The following is a 20,111-nucleotide window of genomic DNA, read 5'->3' as shown; positions in this document are numbered from 1 at the left end:
AAAGAGTTGTTATAGTCGCTTGGCGCAACATTATACAAGGCGGGGCGTGGCAGTGGAATCCCGCATCAGGCAACGATAAATCGATAATAAACCAAGGATATGCAAACAATGACGGCAAAAATAATCGCAATAGACGGGCCTAGCGCGTCGGGAAAAGGAACGGTGGCATCACGGGTGGCGGCCGCTTTGGGCTGGGACTATCTCGACTCCGGCGCGCTCTACCGCCTGACCGCGCTGTATGCACGGCAGAAACAGACGGAATGGACGGATGAAGAAGGCGTGGCACGGCTGGCGGCGGAGTTGCCGGTCGTATTTGACGGTCAGACGGTATTGCTGGACGGTGCGGATGTTTCCCAAGAAATACGCAGCGAAGCCGTTGGCATGGGTGCATCCGCCGTGGCGCAGCTGGCTGCCGTGCGTGCGGCCTTGTTGCAACGCCAGCGCGATTTTCAGGCGGCCAAAGGATTGGTGGCCGACGGGCGGGACATGGGTTCTGTCGTCTTTCCCGACGCGGTTTTGAAGGTGTTTCTGACCGCCTCTGCGGAAATCAGGGCGCAGCGGCGTGCCAAACAGCTTGGCCTGCCTTGCAGCGGCGTCGCTTTTGATAGGATTTTGGCCGATATCGAAGCCCGCGACGCAGCCGACAGCCGCCGCACGGTCGCACCGCTGCGCCGCCTTCCCGATGCCGAATTGCTGGATACCTCGGAAATGGGTATCGACGAAGCGGTAAAAAAAGTAATTGATTGGTATGAAAAAAAACAAAGCTGATATATAATGCGCACTTTCGAGTTTCAGACGGCCTGACGGTCTACCCGAAGGCCGTCTGAAAATATGTTTGCACCACCTGTCCGGCTGGGGAGGACAGGTGTTTTTCAACCTCAAACCCCGCGTGCCCCGGCAGCGCAAGAAAGATTTAGCAAATATGGAAAATTTTGCCCAGTTGTTGGAAGAATACTCAGCAGTACAGGAAATGAACCCAGGCGAGGTTATCACCGCCGAAGTGGTGGCGATTACCGACAAGCACGTCATCGTCAATGCAGGTTTGAAATCCGAATCCCTGATCGACATCAACGAATTTAAAAACCTGCAAGGTGAAGTAGAAGTTAAAGTAGGCGATTTCGTTACTGTAACCATCGAATCCGTTGAAAACGGTTTCGGCGAAACCAAACTGTCGCGCGAAAAAGCCAAACGCGCCGCCGACTGGATCGCCTTGGAAGAAGCCATGGAAAACGGCGATATCCTGTCCGGCCTGATCAACGGCAAAGTAAAAGGCGGCCTGACCGTCATGATCAACAGCATCCGTGCTTTCCTGCCCGGTTCGCTGCTGGACGTTCGCCCGATCAAAGACACCTCCCACTTTGAAGGCAAAGAAATCGAATTCAAAGTTATCAAACTGGACAAAAAACGCAATAATGTCGTTGTTTCCCGCCGTGCCGTTTTGGAAGCAACTCTGGGTGAAGAACGCAAAGCCCTGCTGGAAAACCTGCAAGAAGGCACTGTAGTCAAAGGTATCGTGAAAAACATTACCGACTACGGCGCGTTTGTCGACTTGGGCGGCATCGACGGCCTGTTGCACATCACCGATTTGGCATGGCGCCGTGTGAAACACCCGAGCGAAGTGCTGGAAGTTGGTCAAGAAGTCGAAGCCAAAGTTTTGAAATTCGACCAAGACAAACAACGCGTTTCTTTGGGCATCAAACAATTGGGCGAAGATCCGTGGAGCGGTTTGGCCCGCCGTTACCCGCAAGGCACCCGCCTGTTCGGCAAAGTATCCAACCTGACCGACTACGGTGCGTTCGTTGAAATCGAACAAGGTATCGAAGGTTTGGTACACGTTTCCGAAATGGACTGGACAAACAAAAACGTACATCCGAGCAAAGTGGTTCAATTGGGTGACGAAGTAGAAGTCATGATTCTGGAAATCGACGAAGACCGCCGCCGTATTTCTTTGGGCATGAAACAATGTCAAGCCAATCCGTGGGAAGATTTTGACGCCAACTACAATAAAGGCGACAAAATCAAAGGTGCGGTTAAATCGATTACCGACTTCGGCGTATTTGTCGGCCTGCCGGGCAATATCGACGGTTTGGTTCACCTGTCTGACCTGTCTTGGACCGAAACGGGCGAAGAAGCCGTCCGCAAATACAAAAAAGGTGAAGAAGTCGAAACCGTCGTTTTGGCCATCGATGTGGAAAAAGAGCGCATCTCCTTGGGTATCAAACAACTGGAAGGCGATCCGTTCGGTAACTATATCAGCGTGAACGATAAAGGTTCTTTGGTTAAAGGTACTGTAAAATCCGTTGAAGCCAAAGGTGCGGTTATTGTACTGGGCGACGAAGTTGAAGGTTACCTGCCTGCTTCCGAATTTGCTGCAGACCGCGTTGAAGACCTGACAACTAAATTGAACGAAGGTGATGCCGTTGAAGCCGTTATCGTAACGGTAGACCGCAAAAACCGCAGCATCAAACTGTCAGTTAAAGCGAAAGACGCCAAAGAAAGTCGTGACGCGCTGAATTCGGTTAATGCCGCATCAACAGCCAGTGCCGGTACGACCAGCCTGGGTGATTTGTTGAAAGCCAAATTGTCTGGCGATCAAGAATAATTGCGGAACAAAATTATGACCAAATCAGAGTTGATGGTTCGTTTGGCTGAGGTTTTTGCTCAGAAAAACGGTACGCACCTGCTGGCCAAAGATGTCGAATACAGCGTGAAAATACTGGTTGATACCATGACCAGATCGCTGGCTCGAGGCCAGAGGATAGAAATCCGAGGATTTGGCAGTTTCGACTTAAACCATCGTCCCGCCCGGCAAGGGCGCAATCCGAAAACGGGTGATAAAGTGAGTGTGCCTGAGAAATACGTGCCTCACTTCAAACCCGGCAAGGAATTGCGCGAACGAGTCGATCGGGCAATGGCTGCCGAAGCCGAGTGATTGTTGTGAAAGAGTGCCGCCAAGTGCGGCACTCTTTATTTGTGTGATTTGTGTGCTTAAACGATAACTTTGTTTAACATTATGTGTAAATCCATTATAATGCCGATACTATGAGTAGAAGGCCGTCTGAAAGTTATGTCTGAAATAAATTCCAACCGTTTTGTTCCGCCCCCTTATCACAATCACAGCCCGCTGACTTGGTATCAGGCTGCTTCACAGCAGACCGCCTTTATCCGCGATGCCGCCCAAGCAAGGGCGATCGAGCATTTGGATAGATTGTGGACGGAATTGATGATGTTTAAACGCAAGAGAAACCGTTTTTTGGGTCGTAGCTTGCGTTCTCCCCAGCTGCCTAAAGGATTGTATTTCTATGGCGGTGTCGGCCGAGGTAAAAGTTTTCTTATGGATGCTTTTTATGGCTGCCTTCCTTATCGGCGGAAACGGCGGGTTCACTTTCATGCTTTTATGGCTGAAATTCACCAGCGTTTACGAGGATTGAAAAGTGAAGCCAATCCTTTGAAGGCTGTGGCTGCAGAAATTGCCAAAGAAACGCGGGTGTTGTGCTTTGATGAATTTCATGTGAGCGATATTGCGGATGCCATGATTTTGGGGAGATTATTGGAAAACTTGTTTAACGAAGGCGTAGTACTGGTGGCGACATCCAATTACGCGCCGTCGGAGTTATACCCTCAAGGACAGAACCGCAGCAGTTTCCTGCCAACCATCGCGTTGATTGAAGAGAAATTGACCATCCTGAATGTGGATGGCGGAGAGGATTACCGGCATCGTACCCTGACGGCTGCCGAGGTATTTTATATTCCCGCAAACGACGAGAATGAAAGGAAATTGGCCGATTTGTTTACTCAAGTGACGGCAGGTCAAGCAGAGAGGCCGTCTGAAATAGAAATCCACGGACGGATGCTTCGGTGTAAAAAACGGACGGATAAAGCAATTTGGTTTGATTTCCGTATGTTGTGTTTCGGGCCGCGTTCGCAGGCCGACTATCTGTATTTGTCAGAACATTACGAGATGATTTTTGTTTCCGGTATTGAAAAATTATCTCAGGCAGAGCGTGCGGAAGCGCGTCGCCTGACTTGGCTGATTGATGTTATGTATGATTATCGCGTAAAGTTTTGCGCAACCTGCGACGTACCTGTTGGTGAGATTTATGTAGAAGGGGATTTTGCGCAAGAATTTGTCCGTACGGCCAGCCGTTTAACCGAAATGCAATCTCAGGAATATTTGAACCTGTCCCATCTGACTTTAGGAAAGCCGGTTTGATGAGTATATAGTCAAACAACAAATAAGGCGGAATACGGAAAAACTTGTTACAATGCACCGGCATTGCCAATAGGTAAGGCTGTGCTGTTTGTTTGTTTTTTTATAAGGAGAATTGAATGACTATTCAACGTACTATTTCTATTATAAAACCCGATGCAGTTGGTAAAAACGTTATCGGCAAAATTTATAGTCGTTTTGAGGACAATGGTCTAAAGATTGTGGCGGCAAAAATGAAGCATCTCAGCAGGGAGGAGGCTGAGGGATTCTACGCCGTTCATAAAGAGCGTCCATTTTTTCAGGATCTGGTTAATTTTATGATTAGCGGTCCGGTGATGATTCAAGTACTTGAAGGTGAGGACGCAGTAGCAAAAAATCGCGAATTGATGGGGGCGACTAATCCTAAAGAGGCTGCCGCCGGAACTATCCGCGCTGATTTTGCCGAGTCGGTTGGAGAAAATGCCGTGCATGGTTCCGACAGCTTGGAAAATGCTGCTTTGGAGATTGCATATTTCTTTACCGAAGCTGAAATTTGTCCGCGTTAATATATAGTTAGTATAAAGGTTTTTACTGCCGCCAGAGTTGGCGGCAGTAAGGCTGTTAAAGTAAGGCCGTCTGAAAATTTGCATGGCGACGGCTTTACCTTTAACGGTTTAATGAAAAGCCTGCCGAAATACATGAAAAAAAATTTATTGGATTATGATTTAAACAGCCTGACTGCTTGGTTTGCCGAGATGGGGGAAAAACCGTTTCGCGCCAAGCAGGTCATGCGCTGGATGCACTGGGGCGGCGCGGCTGACTTTGCAGAAATGACAGATTTGGCCAAATCGTTGCGTGCCAAATTGGAAGAATGTGCCATTGTTGGGGTTCCTGCGCTAATGACTGCTCAAGAATCAAAAGATGGTACAAGAAAATGGCTGTTGGATGTCGGAACGGGTAATGGTGTAGAAACTGTATTTATCCCGGAGGCGGACCGAGGTACATTATGTATATCTTCTCAAGTAGGTTGTGCTTTGGAGTGTACGTTTTGTTCGACCGGGCGGCAAGGGTTTAACCGCAATCTGACTACTGCGGAAATTATCGGCCAATTGTGGTGGGCCAATAAAGCATTGGGAGCCACACCCAAAAACGAACGCATGATTTCGAATGTCGTTATGATGGGCATGGGTGAACCGTTAGCAAATTACGATAATGTGGTACGGGCATTGGCTGTAATGCTGGATGGTCACGGATACGGTTTGAGCCGTCGCCGAGTAACGGTTTCAACTTCAGGCATGGTGCCTCAAATGGATAGGCTCAAAGAGGATATGCCGGTGGCTCTTGCCGTATCCCTGCATGCATCCAATGATGAGGTGCGGGATCAAATTGTGCCGCTTAATAAAAAATATCCTTTGAAAGATTTGATGGCGGCTTGTCGCCGTTATTTGGTTAAGGCTCCGCGCGATTTTGTTACGTTTGAATATGTGATGCTGGACGGTATCAATGATAAGGCTGAGCATGCGCGTGAATTATTGGCTTTAGTCCGTGATGTACCCTGCAAATTTAATCTGATCCCTTTTAATCCGTTCCCTAATTCAGGTTATGAGCGTTCTTCTAGTGAAAATATACGGATTTTCCGCGATATTTTGCAGCAGGCCGGGTTGGTTGTGACTGTGCGGAAAACACGAGGTGATGATATTGATGCTGCTTGTGGCCAATTAGCCGGCCAAGTGCAAGATAAAACACGCCGCCAACAAAAATGGCATCAGCTATTGATTCAGCAATGAGGTGGAAGTTATGAAGAATTTATGGATTGCAGTTTTGCTTGCTTGTGCATTGAGTGCGTGTAAAAGTACTGAATTGAAAAGACCAAGTAAGAAGGAACGTACTGAAGAAGTATCCAGAATCAAGACGCAATTGTCCGTTGAATATATGCGTGCGGGAGATTATAGATTAGCCGTCACTACGATAGAGGAAGCTTTGCAGGCTGACCATAAGAATGAGATCGCATGGTTGATGCGTGCGCAAATTTATCAATATTTAAAGGTAAATGACAAAGCGGAAGAAAGTTTTCGAGAAGCTTTACGGCTAAAACCGGATAGTGCGGAAATTAATAATAATTATGGATGGTTTTTGTGTAACTATTTAAATAATCCTAATGCCGCAATACCTTATTTCGATCGTGCGTTAGCAGATCCTACATATCCTGCACCACAAGTTGCTTATATGAATAAGGGTATCTGCAGTGCAAAAATGGGTCAGTATTCATTGGCACAAGCATATTTGGAACGTGGTCTTGCTTCTGCTCCGACATTCATGCCGATTCGCAAGGAGTTGGCAAGAACGAAAATGTTGGCGGGGCAAATTAAAGAGGCTGATCAGTTGTTTAGACAATACCAGAGTCAAATGGAAGTATTGAGTGCTGATGATTTATTGTTAGGTTGGCAGCTTTCTCGGGCTTCAGGTAATTCACAGGCTGCATATGAATATGAAGCTCAAATTAGAGCAAATTACCCTTATTCTGAAGAATTGAAAACAATTTCAGCAGGGCACTAAAATATGAATCAAACTACTGAGAATCAGGTTATAGGACAAGATCCTGCCGTAGAATTTGGCCGGATATTAAGATTGGGGCGTGAAGAGAAAAATTTGTCTATCGGAGAGGTGGCAGAACGTTTAAAGTTATCGGCAAGACAGATTGAAGCGTTTGAGTCCGGCAATTACGAAGGCATGCCAGAAGGAGTCTTTATTAGAGGATTTTTAAGGAGTTACGGTAGATTTTTAGATTTGGATGAGCAAGCTGTTTCCATGCATTTGGACAGAATTGTGCCTCAGTCCAGTAAGGGTAGCCATAACGTTGAGCCAAATACCTCAAGTTCTTTGAATTATCAGAATCAAAAAATTGAAAAATCTTTTCCAACATGGATTTTTGGTGTTATTGCAATTGCTATAATTATTGCTGGTGTGTATATCTGGCAGGGAAAATCCAAAGAAGAAAATGCCAAGCAAACTTCGCGTAGCGAGGAAAGTGTGGGTTTGGGAGAAGTTGCTGCGCCAAACTTTGATAATGGCAATGTGTCGGTTGTACCGATGCCGGCAGGAGCTTCAGCTGCATCACAGGCTTTGTCCCAAGATAATGAGGGTTCGACTAATGCAACTGGAAATGAACTGGTTGTTAAGGTTCGTTACCGTTCTATGTTGGTCATTAAAGATAAAACCGGCAAGGAGTTGTTGAACAGTATTGTGCCGGCAAATAGCGAACACAGATTTTCAGGCCAAGAACCTTATGATGTTTGGATTGGTTATGCCAAAGGTGCTGTAGCGAGCTATGGTTCGAAAGATATCCAAGTTTCCGATCACATGATTGATAAAAAAACTGCTTCGTTTACGGCAGGAAAATAAATTCAGATGAATACACAAATACTGCGCCGTCCTACCCATCAAGTACAAATTGATCATGTCAGTGTTGGTTCGGACTCGCCCGTCATTGTCCAATCGATGACCAACACAGACACCGCAGATGCCCAAGCCACTGCTTTACAGGTAAAGGAACTCAGTGAAGCCGGTTCGGAAATGGTGCGGATTACTGTTAATAATCCAGAATCTGCTGCTAAAGTGGCTGAAATCCGTCAGCGTTTGGACGATATGGGTTGCAACACTCTGTTAATAGGAGATTTCCATTTTAACGGCGAACGCCTGTTGGCGGAATTTCCTGATTGTGCCAAAGCCCTATCAAAATACCGTATCAATCCGGGTAATGTCGGTAAGGGCTCAAAAGGTGATGAAAAATTTGCTTTTTTAATTCGTACGGCCGCTGAATATGGCAAGGCTGTGCGTATCGGTGTGAATTGGGGCTCGTTGGATCAGAGTTTGGCCAAGAGGATGATGGATGCGAATTTAGCTTCCGCCAATCCGAAAACACCGGAAGAAATCATGAAGGAAGCCCTGATTGTTTCTGCATTGGAATCAGCCCAGAAGGCAGTTGATTTGGGTTTGCCGGAAAATAAGATTATTTTGTCTTGCAAAGTCAGCGCAGTGCAGGATTTGATTCAGGTATACCGTGAATTGGCTGCCCGTTGCAGTTATCCGCTGCATTTGGGCTTGACTGAAGCAGGCATGGGTAGCAAAGGTATCGTGGCTTCAACTGCGGCATTGTCTGTGTTATTGCAAGAAGGCATCGGCGATACCATCCGTATTTCTTTAACGCCCGAACCCGGTGCTTCGCGTACGAAAGAAGTGGTTGTAGCGCAAGAAATCCTGCAAACCATGGGTCTGCGTTCGTTTACGCCCATGGTTACTGCCTGTCCGGGGTGCGGTCGTACGACCAGTACTGTATTTCAGGAGTTGGCACGTGATATTCAACAATATTTGCGTGACCAAATGGCGGTTTGGCGATTACAGTATCCCGGTGTGGAAAGTTTGAATGTGGCTGTAATGGGCTGCGTAGTAAACGGGCCGGGTGAAAGCAAACTCGCCGATATCGGCATCAGCCTGCCTGGGACGGGAGAAACGCCGATTGCACCGGTGTATGTGGACGGCGAACGCAAGGTTACGTTAAAGGGCGACAACATGGCTGCCGAATTTTTAGCCATCGTGCGCGAATATGTAGAGGTTAATTATGGCGAGGGTGGCAAAAAAAGGGACTGCCGCCGTGTTATTCCGATTCGGACAGCCTGATTTTTAGTAATGGTAGTGAAAATAAAATGAATCAAGATTTACGGGAACTTTTATTGCGTTTGTATTTGCAAAATAATCCGCAATTGAAACACCAGGTTTTTATTTATACCTATCAGGGCGTAAATGATGCCCTGCATAATCCATTTCAATTTGTCGGAGCCGATTTGCCGCCGGGGGTAAAAAAAAGCATTATTTTGCAAAATCTACCAGCGGGAGAGATGTTGCAGGCTTTCATCCTACCAATTGATGGAGGGTATGAAATCGAAAATATCGTACTGTACGGTAATAAGGCGGGGGTATTAGTGAATATTGGTTTGGATCGTAGCAAGATTGAAGAATCTGATAAATACCGCCAGTTTTTACAATTATCAAGCAGTATGCTACGCCAGTTTCAAAATTGAGGCATAGCCGAACAAATCATTTCAGACGGTCTAGGCAGTTAGAAGGCCGTCTGAAAACCGTTATATAGAGAAAGAGAATAATGGGACAGAAAATCCAAGCCGTGAAAGGCATGAATGATTTGTTGCCGCTGGAACAGAAGGATTTCAAGCTGACCAGTGCTTTCTGGCAGGCATTTGAAGATGTGGTCGGCAAATGGACGCGCCGTTTCGGCTACAGCCAAATCCGTACGCCTATTTTGGAACAAACAGGCTTGTTTGTGCGTTCAATCGGCGAAGAAACCGACGTGGTCGGTAAAGAAATGTATACCTTTTCCGATTCCAACGATACGCTCAGTTTAAGCCTGCGCCCCGAGGGAACGGCTTCCTGCCTGCGTGCGGTGGTCGAACACAATCTGCTGTACAACAGCCCGCAAAAGCTATGGTATATGGGGCCGATGTTCCGCCGCGAACGGCCGCAGAAAGGCCGTTACCGTCAGTTTCATCAGGTCGGCATAGAAGCTTTGGGGTTTGACGGGCCCGATGTCGATGCCGAAATGATTGCCATGTGTGCCGATTTGTGGCGGGAATTGGGGATTTCGGACTTCCTGACTTTGGAAATCAACAATCTGGGCAACAAGGAAGAGCGTGCCGCTCACCGCAGTGCGCTGGTTGCCTACCTCCAACAGCATGAAACCATATTGGATGAAGACAGCAAACGCCGTCTGAAAACCAATCCTTTGCGTGTTTTGGACAGCAAAAATCCCGATTTGCAGGCTGTTTGCAATCAAGCTCCGCGTTTGCTCGATTATTTGGGCGAAGAATCATTGGCGCATTACAACGGATTCAAACGGCTTTTGGATATTTTGGGCATTGCCTATGTGGAAAATCCCCGTCTGGTTCGCGGTTTGGACTATTACAATCTGACCGTGTTCGAATGGACGACCGACAAACTCGGCGCACAGGCTACCGTTTGCGGTGGCGGCCGTTATAACGGGCTGATAGGCGAGCTGGGCGGCAAAGATGCGCCTGCAATCGGTTTTGCCATGGGTATCGAACGCCTGCTGCTTCTGGTGCACGAATACGGCCGTCTGAAAACCGATGCCGCGCCCGATATATATGTTATGCAACAGGAAGAAGGTTTGGAAGCAGCCATAAACTACGCCTCCCGACTGCGTGCCGCCGGATTTAACGTATTGCAGCACTGCGGCAATCAGAGTTTGAAAAACCAGATGAAAAAGGCCGATGCCAGCGGTGCGCGTTTTGCCCTGATTGTAGGGGGGGATGAAGCGGAAAACGGCACGGCCACCGTGAAAGACCTGCAAGGGCAGTTCGGCCAGCAAACCATTGCCTCGGCCGAACTGACCGCCTTATTAACACAATGGAAGAATACATAAATGGCAGCACACTTGGATGATCAGCAAGAACTTGAGAATTTCAAATATTTTTGGCGCAGCAAGGGGCGTTGGCTGTTTGCGGTTTTATTATTGGCCTCGTTGGTTTATTTGGGCTGGGTGCTTTACCAAGGCCATATAAAGACGAAAAACGAAGAAGCCGCCACCGCCTTGGCAGGATTAGTAGAAAAAGCCAAGGCCAGCCAGGATAAACAGGCATTGCAGGCGGATTTGTCCATCCTCCAGCAAAACTATCCCGAAAGCATCTCTTCCGCGCAGGCAACCATGATGGTGGCTGCCGACCTGTTCGACCAAGGACAGTATGAAGCGGCGGAAAAGCAATTGAATTGGGTATTGCAAAACCAGCAAATCCCCTTTGTCCGTGCACTGGCTATCCAAAGGCTTGCAACCGTGCAGCTGCAGCAGAAGAAATACGACGCAGCCTTGGCTACATTGAAAATGCCGGTTGATGCAGCCTTTGAAGCCCTAATTTTGGAAACTCAGGGCGATGTGCTTTATGCGCAAGGTAAAAATAAAGAAGCGCTGGCAGTTTACGAACAAGCACTTGCCAAAACGGTACAAGACGCCCCCGGCCTCCAATTGCTGCAACTGAAGGCAGACGAATTGAGATAGGCTGACATTATTTTGAAATGACAGGCAAATTGCCCTCACAGGAAAAAGAAACCGCTTGCTTAAAGCTTTGAGGCCGTCTGAAAAAACGTCAGTCTTTTTTCAGACGGCCTGAAGTTATCCGACTGATTTCAGGCTTTATATTCCTCAGATTAAAAATTGCCGATGATGCGGATAGAACAGTCGGGCGAAGCTTGGAACAACCGTTTTTGATAAAAATACAAACGGCAGCCTGTCCCCATCACCTCCCGCCGCCGCTTTCGTCCGACGGTAAAAGGAAATAGTATTATGAAACCCACCATCGCACTGGTCGGCCGGCCGAACGTCGGCAAATCCACCTTGTTCAACCGCTTAACCCGCACCAAAGACGCATTGGTGCACGATTTGCCCGGCCTCACGCGCGACCGCCACTACGGTCACGGTCGCTTGGGCAGCAAACCCTATCTGGTTATCGATACCGGCGGTTTCGAGCCCGTCGTGGACAGCGGCATCCTGCACGAAATGGCCAAACAAACCCTGCAAGCCGTAGATGAAGCCGATGCCGTCGTCTTCCTGGTGGATGCGCGTACCGGTTTGACACCGCAAGACAAAATCATTGCCGATCGCCTGCGTCAAAGTCCGCGTCCGGTGTATTTGGCGGTCAATAAAGGCGAAGGCGGCCGCCACGATGTCCTGGCCGCCGAGTTTTACGAACTGGCGTTGGGCGAACCGAATGTGATTTCCGGCGCGCACGGCGACGGTGTGTATCACCTGATTGAGAAAGTGTTGGAACACTTCCCCGATGCCAAAGAAGAAAGCAACGAAGTCAAACATCCCGTTTTTGCCGTTATCGGTAGGCCGAACGTCGGCAAATCCACATTGGTAAACGCCATACTGGGCGAGGAGCGCGTAATTGCTTTCGATATGGCCGGCACAACGCGCGACAGTATCCATATCGATTTTGAACGCGAAGGCAAACCTTTTACCATTATCGACACCGCAGGCGTGCGTCGGCGCGGCAAGGTCGACGAAGCGGTGGAGAAGTTTTCCGTCATCAAAGCCATGCAGGCGGTGGAAGCTGCAAACGTTGCCGTTTTGGTATTGGACGCGCAACAGGACATCGCCGACCAAGACGCGACCATTGCAGGCTTCGCATTGGAAGCAGGCCGCGCACTCGTCATCGCAGTGAACAAATGGGACGGTATTTCCGAGGAACGCCGCAACGACATTAAGCGCGACATTGCCCGTAAACTCTATTTCCTTGATTTTGCGAAATTCCACTATATTTCCGCACTGAAAGAGCGCGGGATAGACGGATTGTTTGACAGCATTCAGGCGGCCTATGATGCGGCGTTTATCAAAATGCCGACGCCGAAAATCACCCGCGTATTGCAATCCGCCATCGAACGCCAGCAGCCTGCGCGCGCGGGGTTGGTCCGGCCTAAAATGCGCTATGCCCACCAAGGCGGCATGAATCCGCCCGTCATCGTCATCCACGGCAACTCTTTGCAGCACATTCCCGACAGCTATACGCGCTACCTGACGCAAACCTTCCGCAAGGCTTTTAATTTGCAAGGTACGCCGCTTCGGATTCAATACAATGTCGGCGAGAATCCCTATGAGGAAGAAACCGTCAAACCGAAAAAACAGCCGCCCCGCCGAGTGGCATTAAGTAACCGTATCGCCAAAAGGGAAGAACGGAAAGAAGACAAACAGCGGGTGAAAAAACTGAAAAAACGGCCGGTCAGCGTGAAAAAACTACAAGGCAACGATAAGAAGAAATAAATGGTAGGCCGTCTGAAAAACGTTTTTGTGTAATAAAAACAGTGTTTCAGACGGCCTTTGTTTATTTTTACAAGAAGTCCGAAAATGAAACATAACGAAAAATACCATTTATGGTTAGGCCGTTATGATTCCATTGAGGAGTATGACACATATATCGATATTGATGGCACAACCCAAACTTCGCAATTGGCAATCGATTTAGGGTTTCCATATCGGGATAAAGAGTCGGATGAAGTGTACGGGCTAACCTGCCTGCAACTTGACTTCAGATACAGCTTCCCCCTTTCCGAGCTGTTTTTCGATATGCCCGTTTTGGAAAAAGACATAGAAAGCATAGGCGATATTTACCGCCGATATTCCGACAAACCGCCCAATACCTATATATTTCTATTTAACGGCCGGCTGCAATTCCAATCGGGCGGCGTATTCGGAAAATATTTCTACATAGGTTTATTTGATGCGGATAAATCGTTTGATGCAGGTTTGCTGTAAGCACTGGAAGTGTATCTGTGCATGGCATGTCATACGGTGATGACATACCGCGCTTTTATCAAAATCAAAATCGCTGAAAACCGCATGGCGGGGTTTCAGCGATTTTTACATGGGATAACTTGAAACGGGGTAATGCGGCTTTTTTGTTGTGCGATTGGTGATTCGGCTTCCAATCATTTCGTGCGGCAGGACATCTGTAGTCCGCAGCCTTGCGGGGAGGGGGATTGATACCGCATGGCATCAGGCAGATTCAAAGCTTATGTTTCCGCCGGAGCCAGTGCCAATAGGGCATTGCGGCTGCGTTCGAGGAAGGCTTCTTTGGTTTCGCCTTCGCGCAGGCTCAGCGGGGTGCCGACATGGACTTCGCACAGCAGCGGGATGGGTAGGAATTTTCCTTTGGGCAGCACGCGGTTGATGTTGTCTATCCAGAGGGGGACGAATTCCGTACCGGGTCGGCTGTCGGCGAGGTGGTAAATGCCGGATTTAAAGGGCAGCAGGACGGTGTTGTCGTCGGTGTTGCGCGTGCCTTCGGGGAAGACGATGAGGGACGCGCCTTCGTCCAAGGCCTGTTTCATTTGTTCGGTTATTTCTTGCGGGCGGTCGCTGTGGCGCGGGATGAGGAGGGCGTTGAAGACGTTTTGGATGATGAAGCGGCGGATGCGGCCGGTCAGCCAGTAGTCTGAGCCTGCTACGGGGCGGGTGTGGATGCGCCAGCGGCGCGGCAGGGAAATCCAGACGAGCAGGAAGTCGCCGTGGCTGCCGTGGTTGGCATAATAGACTTTCTGTTGCGGGCTGAAGTCGAGTTCTATCCTGCTTTTCGGCTTGACTCCGGTGAGGAAGGATACGGAAAGGCAGAGCAGTTGGTCGGTCAGCCAGGCGAGGCTTTTTTTCAGTATGGGCATGGCGTTCGGATGGTTTTCAGACGGCCTCGCGGCGTTGGAGGACGGCGGCGAAGAAACCGTCCGTGCCGTGTGCCGCCGTGTCGAGTTTCAGATAAGTGCCGGTGTCGGGGCTGATTTTCGGGCTGCCCGGTAGGTCGGCACAGTTTAGTGCTTCAAAGTCGGGGTGTTCGCGCAGGAAACGTTCGATTTGGCCCTCGTTTTCCTGCGGCAGGATGCTGCAGGTGGCATAAACGAGGCGGCCTTGCGGTTTGACCAGTTCTGCGGCGGCATTGAGGATGCTGTGTTGCTGTTCGGCAAGTTTGGCCAGTGTTTCGGGCGACTGGCGGTATTTGAGGTCGGGATTGCGGCGCAGTGTGCCGAGGCCGGAGCAGGGCGCGTCCACCAAAACGCGGTCGGCTTTGCCTTTCAGACGGCCTAAACGCGGGTCGTGTTCGCTGCCGATGCGTTCGGGGTGGATGTTGGTGAGGCCTGCGCGCGTCATGCGCGGTTTGAGGTTGGCCAGGCGTTTTTCGGCTATATCGAAGGCGTAGATGCGGCCTTTGTTGGCCGTCATGGCGCCGACGGCGAGTGTTTTCCCGCCCGCGCCGGCGCAGAAATCGACGATGATTTCGCCGCGCTTCGCGCCGAGTAGCAGGGCGACGAGCTGGCTGCCTTCGTCTTGCACTTCGAGCGTACCGTCGAGGAAGCGGGGGTGCTTGCCGAGGGCGGATTTGTCGTGTAGGCGGATGCCCCACGGTGAGAACGGGGTTGCTTCGGCAGGGAGGCCTTCGGTTTGGAGTTCGGCCAGGATTTTGTCGCGTTTGGCTTTCAGGGCGTTGACGCGCAAATCGAGCGGGGCGGGGCAGGTGGTGCTGCGGCCGAAATTCAGGATGTCTTGGTCGGAAAAGTCGGCGCGCATGGTGTCGATCAGCCATTGCGGCAGTTCGGCGGCGGTGTTGAGGCCGTCTGAAAATTCGGTTTTGCATGCTTTGAGTGCGGCAAGGAAGGTTTTTTCTTCGTCGTCGGCCAAGCTGTCGAGCCGGCTGATGTTGAAGCCGCGTCCGAGGACGAGTGCGGCCAGTGCGGCTTTGCGCGCTTGTGCGGCAGGACGGCGCAGGACGGCGGAGATTTTTTGGTAATGACGGATGGCGGCAAAGGCGGTTTCGGCGATTTCGGCACGGTCTTGGCGGCCGAGTTTGCGCCGGTTGCGGAAGAAGGCGGAAGTAACGGCGTCGGCAGGTTGGCGGAAGGTGAGGAGTTCGGCCAAAAGGTCGGCGGTGTGGGCAAGTTGGGCTGGTGTCATGTCTGGTGGTGTCGTAGGCGGATAAAGCGGCGATTATAAGCCAATTAGTTTAGTGTAAGCGAACCGGCGTGCCGGCTGACCGGATGTGTGATGTTTTCAAACGCTTTCTGCCGTGCATTGCGGCGGAAAAGATAATGTACGCGCAGGAAAATAAGGATTTGAATGTTTTGAAAGAAGCATGGCTTCGGCTAAAGTGCGGTAAGATTGCCCGAATGTTAGGTGGCGTGTTCGGTTTGTTTGAAAACGGCGGCTTGGCGTTTGTCCTCCATGAGCGAACACGCCAGTCTGTACATCATGGAACCCTTCTGGGACAGGCAACGCTACGAAACTGCCGCCTACTGCCTAACCATGACCAGCCTGTATTTCACAGCCATGGCCAACGGCAACAGCAAAATTTTCCATTCCGAAGACCTGATACGCTGCGTTGAAATCGCCGGACTGAAAGTGGCGGAAATTTCGGACGGCATTGGACTCGGGCACAGCATTTTGCGCTGTGTAAAGGCCGTCTGAAAAAACGGCTGGGCCGGTTTCGGCTCGACGATAAACCGTCTGTCCGGCATTTTAAATTCGGCCGTCATCTTATGTTCAAAACGGTTTGCCAAGAAGAAATGGCCGTCTGAAAAGCCCAAACGGGTTTCAGACGGCCTTTTTCGATGGCGGAATTAGCGGTTCATTTCGCGTATGTCGCGCCAGCCCTTGTTGGTTTGAACCAGGGTGGTGTTTTCGTTGTAAGGCTCTTTGAGCCGTTTCCATTTGCCTTCGCTGGCCTTAATCAGTTTGTCGGCCCATTTTTCTGGTTTCAGTTCGACTTGGTAAGACACTTCGGATACGGTCAGGCCGTTGTCGGGAGTGGGGGTGGTGAACCAGTTGATTTTGCCGATTTTCTGTTTGCCCACGCAGAACAGCGGGCCGCGCTGGGTGCCGCGCACCAGTTCCACGCCTTTGTCGGTCAGCTCGTAAGTGGCGGTTTTGATGCTGCGCTCTTCCGACAGCGGCTGGGTGTCGGTTTTGAGTTTGCGGTACAGGCCTTCTTTTTCGAGGACTTCCAGTTGTTTTTCCGCTATTTGGTTGATGCGTTTGCCGTCGGCGGAGTGGTCGGAGATGAGGAGTACGGGTTCGCCGAGCATGACGTTTTGCGCCGGAATGCCGTTCGGCGTTTCGATGTCCAGCATCAGCGGCAGGCAGACATTACGGTTGTTGCCGCTTTCTTCGATTACTTTTTTAAAGTGGCTTTCGCTTGCTTCGTTGCTGCTGCCGCAGGCGGCCAGTACGAATGCGGCCGCGCCGAGTAAAACGGTTTTTTTCATGTTTTTTCCTTCGAAGGATGATGGGAAAGGGTGGAAAACAGGGGTAGCATAGTTTTTTTATCCGTATTCGGCAAGAGCCTTTGCTACAATCCTTTTTTTAACGGCAAAGGACGATGAAAATGACGGTTTTATACGGCATCCCAAATTGTGATACGGTGAAAAAGGCGCGCGTCTGGCTGCAGGAGCACGGTGTGGAGTACGAGTTTTCCGATTTTAAAAAGCAGCCGCCGACGGAAGGCGACATCCGTGCATGGCTGGCCGATGTGCCGCTCGATATGCTGCTCAACCGGCGCGGCACGACTTGGCGGAAGTTGTCGGAAGCGGAACGTGCCGCTGCCGATAGCGAAGACGGCGCGGTGCGGCTAATGTGCGCGCAGCCGAGTTTGATCAAACGCCCAGTGCTGGCGCATGGTGGGCGGTTTTACTGCGGTTTTCAGACGGCCTTATATGAAGGGTTGTTTGGCTGAGCCGGTGTAAGCGCATCCGCCGGATGGGTTCATATAACCAATCCCTCTTTGCTTACAAACAAGCATTCTTTTCTTTTTTCAGACGGCCTCAGTATAGTGGGGCGCAACCAAAAAGCAGGCCGTCTGAAAACAACAAACCTTTCCTTCGCGACGGCCGGACAGCAATCAAAGGAACACCGAAATGATCCCGATTTCTCCCGAACTGGCCGACCAACTCAAGCTCCTCAATCCGCAGCAGCTGGCTTTTTTGGCCGGATATGCCTGGGCAAAAAGCACGGGCGGCGATGCGGCCGCCGTGTCTTTCCAATCACAGGCATCCGCCGCGCAGCCCGCGCCTGCCCGCCGCGTCCGCATCCTTTCCGCTTCGCAAACCGGCAATGCCCGCAAGGTGGCCGAACAGTTGCTGGCCAAACTGGAAAGTGCGGGCGTGGATGCCGTCCTGACCGCCGCCGCCGACTACAAAACCAAACAGTTGGCGGAAGAAGACATTTTATTGTTGGTAACGTCCACCCAGGGCGAGGGCGAGCCGCCGGAAGAGGCCTTGCCGCTGCATAAATTCCTCAACGGCAAAAAAGCACCCGATTTGAGCGCGGTCAGCTTTGCCGTTTTGGGTTTGGGCGATTCGAGTTATCCGAAATTCTGCCAGGCCGGACGCGATTTCGATTTGTTGTTGGACAAACTCGGCGGTAAGCGGCTGCACGAGGTCGGCTTTTGCGATTTGGAATATCAGGAAGAAGCCGACAAGTGGACGGCCGCCGTTGCCGAAGCCGTAGCGCGTCTGGCCGCCGCACCGGCCGCCGTTCCTTCAGGCAACGGCACGGACAAAGCGGAAACGGAAGGGGGCGGAACGGTATACACGAAAGAGAAGCCGTTTGCCGCCAGCCTCGCCGTGCGGCAGAAGATTACCTCCGGCCACGCCGACAAAGATGTCGAGCACATCGAAATCGACCTGACGGGCTCCGGCATCCGCTACCATGCAGGCGACGCCTTGGGCGTATGGCCGATAAACGACGAAGCCTTGGTGGCGGAAATCCTGCAATACGCCAGTTTGGACGGAAGCGAAAACATCCGCCGCGCCGACGGCGGCGAGCGTGACATCCGGACCGCTTTGCGCGAGGATTTGGACATCACCCAAATCACGCCGCAGTTTGTCCGCGACTATGCCGCGTTGTGCGGGGCGGAGAAGTTGCAAGGCATGGCGGCAGACGCAGAGGCCTTGGCAGCCTATTTGGCCGCCACGCCGCCGGTGGGCGTGCTGGCGCAGTTTCCGCACAAAATGACGGCGCAGGAGCTGTACGGCCTGTTCAGGCCGCAAACCCCGCGCCTGTATTCGATTGCCTCGTCGCAGGACGAAGTGGGCGAGGAAGTGCATCTGACGGTCGGCGTGGTGGCGTTCGAGCATCACGGCCAAGCCTACACCGGCGCGGCCTCGGGCTGGCTGGGCGGCAGGCTGGAAGAGGACGGCGAAGTGCGCGTGTTTGTCGAACCGAACAAGCTGTTTCGCCTGCCGGAAAACGGCGATACGCCGATTATCATGATAGGCGCGGGCACAGGTGTCGCCCCGTTCCGCGCCTTTATGCAGCAGCGCGCAGCCAACGGCGACGGCGGGAAAAACTGGCTGGTGTTCGGCAACCGTAAGTTTACCGACGATTTCCTCTATCAGATCGAATGGCAGCAATTCCGCAAAGACGGCTTGCTGACCCGCGCCGATTTGGCTTGGAGCCGGCAGGGGGCGGAAAAAGTGTACGTTCAGGACAAACTGCGCCAGGCGGCCGCCGACGTTTGGGCATGGCTGCAGGACGGGGCGCACATTTATGTTTGCGGCGACGCGGCGCGGATGGCGCGCGACGTGGAAAACGCCCTGTTGGACATCATTGCGGAACAGGGCGGCATGGATCGCGACGACGCGGAAGAATATTTGAACGGCTTGCGGGAAGACAAACGTTATCAGCGTGATGTTTATTGAGCGGCGATTTGAATTGTTCAGGCCGTCTGAAAAGGCAGATATGCTTTTCAGACGGCCTGATTGTCATGGCGGACGGTTCAGCGGCAGGACAGGGATTCATTTGCCTGCAAACTCAAGGCCTTGCGTTTTTTGGCTTTTTCGTAGCGGCAGCGTTGGCGTTCGGTAGTGATTTCCAACGGCGGGACGGGAACGGGTTTGCCGTCTTCAACCGCGACCATGGTGAAGTAGCAGCTATTGGTATGGCGCACTTCGCCGGTGCGGATGTTTTGCGCTTCGACGCGGATGCCGATTTCCATAGAGGTTCTGCCCGTGTAGTTGACGCTGGCGTAGAAGGTTACCAAGTCGCCGACGTGTATCGGCTCTTTAAACAAGACCTTATCTACAGACAGGGTAACGCAGTAGTTGCCGCTGTAACGGCTGGCGCAGGAATAAGCGACTTGGTCGAGCAGGCGCAAAAGTTCGCCGCCGTAGACGTTGCCGCTGAAATTGGCGGTGTCCGGCATCATCAGCTCGGACATGATGAGTTCGTGTGCAGGGAGTTGGCGGGTTTGTTCCATCGATGTGTTCCTTTTTCGGTTTGTATATTTGGAGGGAGGCCGTCTGAAACCTGTTTTTCAGACGGCCTCCATATGCCTCGGTTTTCAGAATAAGGCGGATTTTACTG

The 20,111-nt window shown here is 51.1% G+C and carries 20 protein-coding genes and 1 pseudogene; 17 read left to right on the top strand and 4 right to left on the bottom strand.

What is annotated here, in order from left to right; all coding sequences use genetic code 11:
- Positions 1-108: 108 nt before the first annotated feature.
- The 14 genes from cmk to ACTHSL_RS04275 all read left to right on the top strand — a co-directional run bounded on the left by cmk (position 109) and on the right by ACTHSL_RS04275 (position 13,523).
- A complete protein-coding gene (gene cmk / locus ACTHSL_RS04340) occupies positions 109-768 on the top strand; it encodes a (d)CMP kinase (RefSeq protein ID WP_440380474.1) in 660 nt (219 codons plus the stop codon).
- Positions 769-889: 121 nt separating this feature from the next.
- Entirely contained in the window at positions 890-2,602 is a 1,713-nt protein-coding gene (rpsA, locus tag ACTHSL_RS04335) for a 30S ribosomal protein S1 (protein ID WP_440380497.1), read from the top strand.
- Positions 2,603-2,617: 15 nt separating this feature from the next.
- On the top strand, positions 2,618-2,932 hold the full coding sequence (locus tag ACTHSL_RS04330) for an integration host factor subunit beta (RefSeq protein ID WP_003774573.1): 315 nt from the start codon (positions 2,618-2,620) through the stop codon (positions 2,930-2,932).
- Positions 2,933-3,067: 135 nt separating this feature from the next.
- Entirely contained in the window at positions 3,068-4,213 is a 1,146-nt protein-coding gene (zapE, locus tag ACTHSL_RS04325) for a cell division protein ZapE (RefSeq protein WP_440380473.1), read from the top strand.
- Between the two features lie 116 nt (positions 4,214-4,329).
- Entirely contained in the window at positions 4,330-4,755 is a 426-nt protein-coding gene (gene ndk, locus ACTHSL_RS04320; RefSeq protein ID WP_049248719.1) for a nucleoside-diphosphate kinase, read from the top strand.
- A 132-nt stretch (positions 4,756-4,887) separates the two neighbouring features.
- Positions 4,888-5,976: a 23S rRNA (adenine(2503)-C(2))-methyltransferase RlmN gene (gene rlmN, locus ACTHSL_RS04315; RefSeq protein ID WP_440380496.1), complete on the top strand. Its 1,089-nt coding sequence runs from the start codon at positions 4,888-4,890 to the stop codon at positions 5,974-5,976.
- A gap of 10 nt (positions 5,977-5,986) precedes the next feature.
- Positions 5,987-6,745 carry a type IV pilus biogenesis/stability protein PilW gene (gene pilW, locus ACTHSL_RS04310; RefSeq protein WP_440380472.1) on the top strand — a complete coding sequence of 253 codons (759 nt, stop codon included), beginning with the start codon at positions 5,987-5,989 and terminating at the stop codon, positions 6,743-6,745.
- Positions 6,746-6,748: 3 nt separating this feature from the next.
- Positions 6,749-7,591 carry a RodZ domain-containing protein gene (locus tag ACTHSL_RS04305; RefSeq protein ID WP_440380471.1) on the top strand — a complete coding sequence of 281 codons (843 nt, stop codon included), beginning with the start codon at positions 6,749-6,751 and terminating at the stop codon, positions 7,589-7,591.
- Positions 7,592-7,597: 6 nt separating this feature from the next.
- Positions 7,598-8,866 carry a flavodoxin-dependent (E)-4-hydroxy-3-methylbut-2-enyl-diphosphate synthase gene (ispG, locus tag ACTHSL_RS04300; protein ID WP_440380470.1) on the top strand — a complete coding sequence of 423 codons (1,269 nt, stop codon included), beginning with the start codon at positions 7,598-7,600 and terminating at the stop codon, positions 8,864-8,866.
- 26 nt (positions 8,867-8,892) lie between these two features.
- A complete protein-coding gene (locus tag ACTHSL_RS04295) occupies positions 8,893-9,267 on the top strand; it encodes a hypothetical protein (RefSeq protein WP_440380469.1) in 375 nt (124 codons plus the stop codon).
- Between the two features lie 80 nt (positions 9,268-9,347).
- Positions 9,348-10,640 (top strand): histidine--tRNA ligase, encoded by a 1,293-nt coding sequence (hisS, locus tag ACTHSL_RS04290; protein WP_440380468.1) that lies wholly within the window; start codon positions 9,348-9,350, stop codon positions 10,638-10,640.
- The gene (locus ACTHSL_RS04285; RefSeq protein WP_283120225.1) at positions 10,641-11,270 is read left to right on the top strand and encodes a YfgM family protein; all 630 of its coding nucleotides are present in this window, start codon (positions 10,641-10,643) and stop codon (positions 11,268-11,270) included.
- A 285-nt stretch (positions 11,271-11,555) separates the two neighbouring features.
- Positions 11,556-13,031, top strand: coding sequence for a ribosome biogenesis GTPase Der (der, locus tag ACTHSL_RS04280; protein ID WP_314936151.1), 1,476 nt, complete (start codon positions 11,556-11,558; stop codon positions 13,029-13,031).
- Positions 13,032-13,115: 84 nt separating this feature from the next.
- Complete coding sequence (locus ACTHSL_RS04275; protein ID WP_440380467.1) at positions 13,116-13,523, top strand: hypothetical protein; 408 nt, start codon at positions 13,116-13,118, stop codon at positions 13,521-13,523.
- A 257-nt stretch (positions 13,524-13,780) separates the two neighbouring features.
- Here the strand turns inward: ACTHSL_RS04275 and ACTHSL_RS04270 are convergent, their stop codons facing one another.
- Both ACTHSL_RS04270 and ACTHSL_RS04265 read right to left on the bottom strand, forming a co-directional pair.
- Complete coding sequence (locus ACTHSL_RS04270; RefSeq protein WP_440380466.1) at positions 13,781-14,425, bottom strand: lysophospholipid acyltransferase family protein; 645 nt, start codon at positions 14,423-14,425, stop codon at positions 13,781-13,783.
- A 16-nt stretch (positions 14,426-14,441) separates the two neighbouring features.
- Positions 14,442-15,707 carry an RsmB/NOP family class I SAM-dependent RNA methyltransferase gene (locus tag ACTHSL_RS04265; RefSeq protein ID WP_440380465.1) on the bottom strand — a complete coding sequence of 422 codons (1,266 nt, stop codon included), beginning with the start codon at positions 15,705-15,707 and terminating at the stop codon, positions 14,442-14,444.
- A 264-nt stretch (positions 15,708-15,971) separates the two neighbouring features.
- Between ACTHSL_RS04265 and ACTHSL_RS04260 the strand changes: the two are divergent.
- Positions 15,972-16,217 (top strand): annotated as a pseudogene (locus tag ACTHSL_RS04260) (SAM-dependent methyltransferase); the annotation flags it as partial.
- Positions 16,218-16,369: 152 nt separating this feature from the next.
- Here ACTHSL_RS04260 and ACTHSL_RS04255 read toward each other — a convergent pair.
- Positions 16,370-17,014 (bottom strand): hypothetical protein, encoded by a 645-nt coding sequence (locus ACTHSL_RS04255; protein WP_049248729.1) that lies wholly within the window; start codon positions 17,012-17,014, stop codon positions 16,370-16,372.
- A 119-nt stretch (positions 17,015-17,133) separates the two neighbouring features.
- On the opposite strand from ACTHSL_RS04255, the gene ACTHSL_RS04250 reads away from it, so the two are divergent.
- On the top strand, positions 17,134-17,481 hold the full coding sequence (locus tag ACTHSL_RS04250) for an arsenate reductase (protein WP_440380464.1): 348 nt from the start codon (positions 17,134-17,136) through the stop codon (positions 17,479-17,481).
- A 181-nt stretch (positions 17,482-17,662) separates the two neighbouring features.
- Positions 17,663-19,447 (top strand): assimilatory sulfite reductase (NADPH) flavoprotein subunit, encoded by a 1,785-nt coding sequence (locus ACTHSL_RS04245; RefSeq protein ID WP_440380463.1) that lies wholly within the window; start codon positions 17,663-17,665, stop codon positions 19,445-19,447.
- Between the two features lie 77 nt (positions 19,448-19,524).
- Here the strand turns inward: ACTHSL_RS04245 and ACTHSL_RS04240 are convergent, their stop codons facing one another.
- The gene (locus ACTHSL_RS04240; protein WP_440380462.1) at positions 19,525-20,004 is read right to left on the bottom strand and encodes an acyl-CoA thioesterase; all 480 of its coding nucleotides are present in this window, start codon (positions 20,002-20,004) and stop codon (positions 19,525-19,527) included.
- Positions 20,005-20,111: the final 107 nt, after the last annotated feature.

Source organism: Neisseria sp. P0008.S010, from assembly GCF_051962715.1.
GTDB lineage: Bacteria > Pseudomonadota > Gammaproteobacteria > Burkholderiales > Neisseriaceae > Neisseria > Neisseria elongata.
This window is presented reverse-complemented; position numbering and strand designations above follow the sequence as displayed.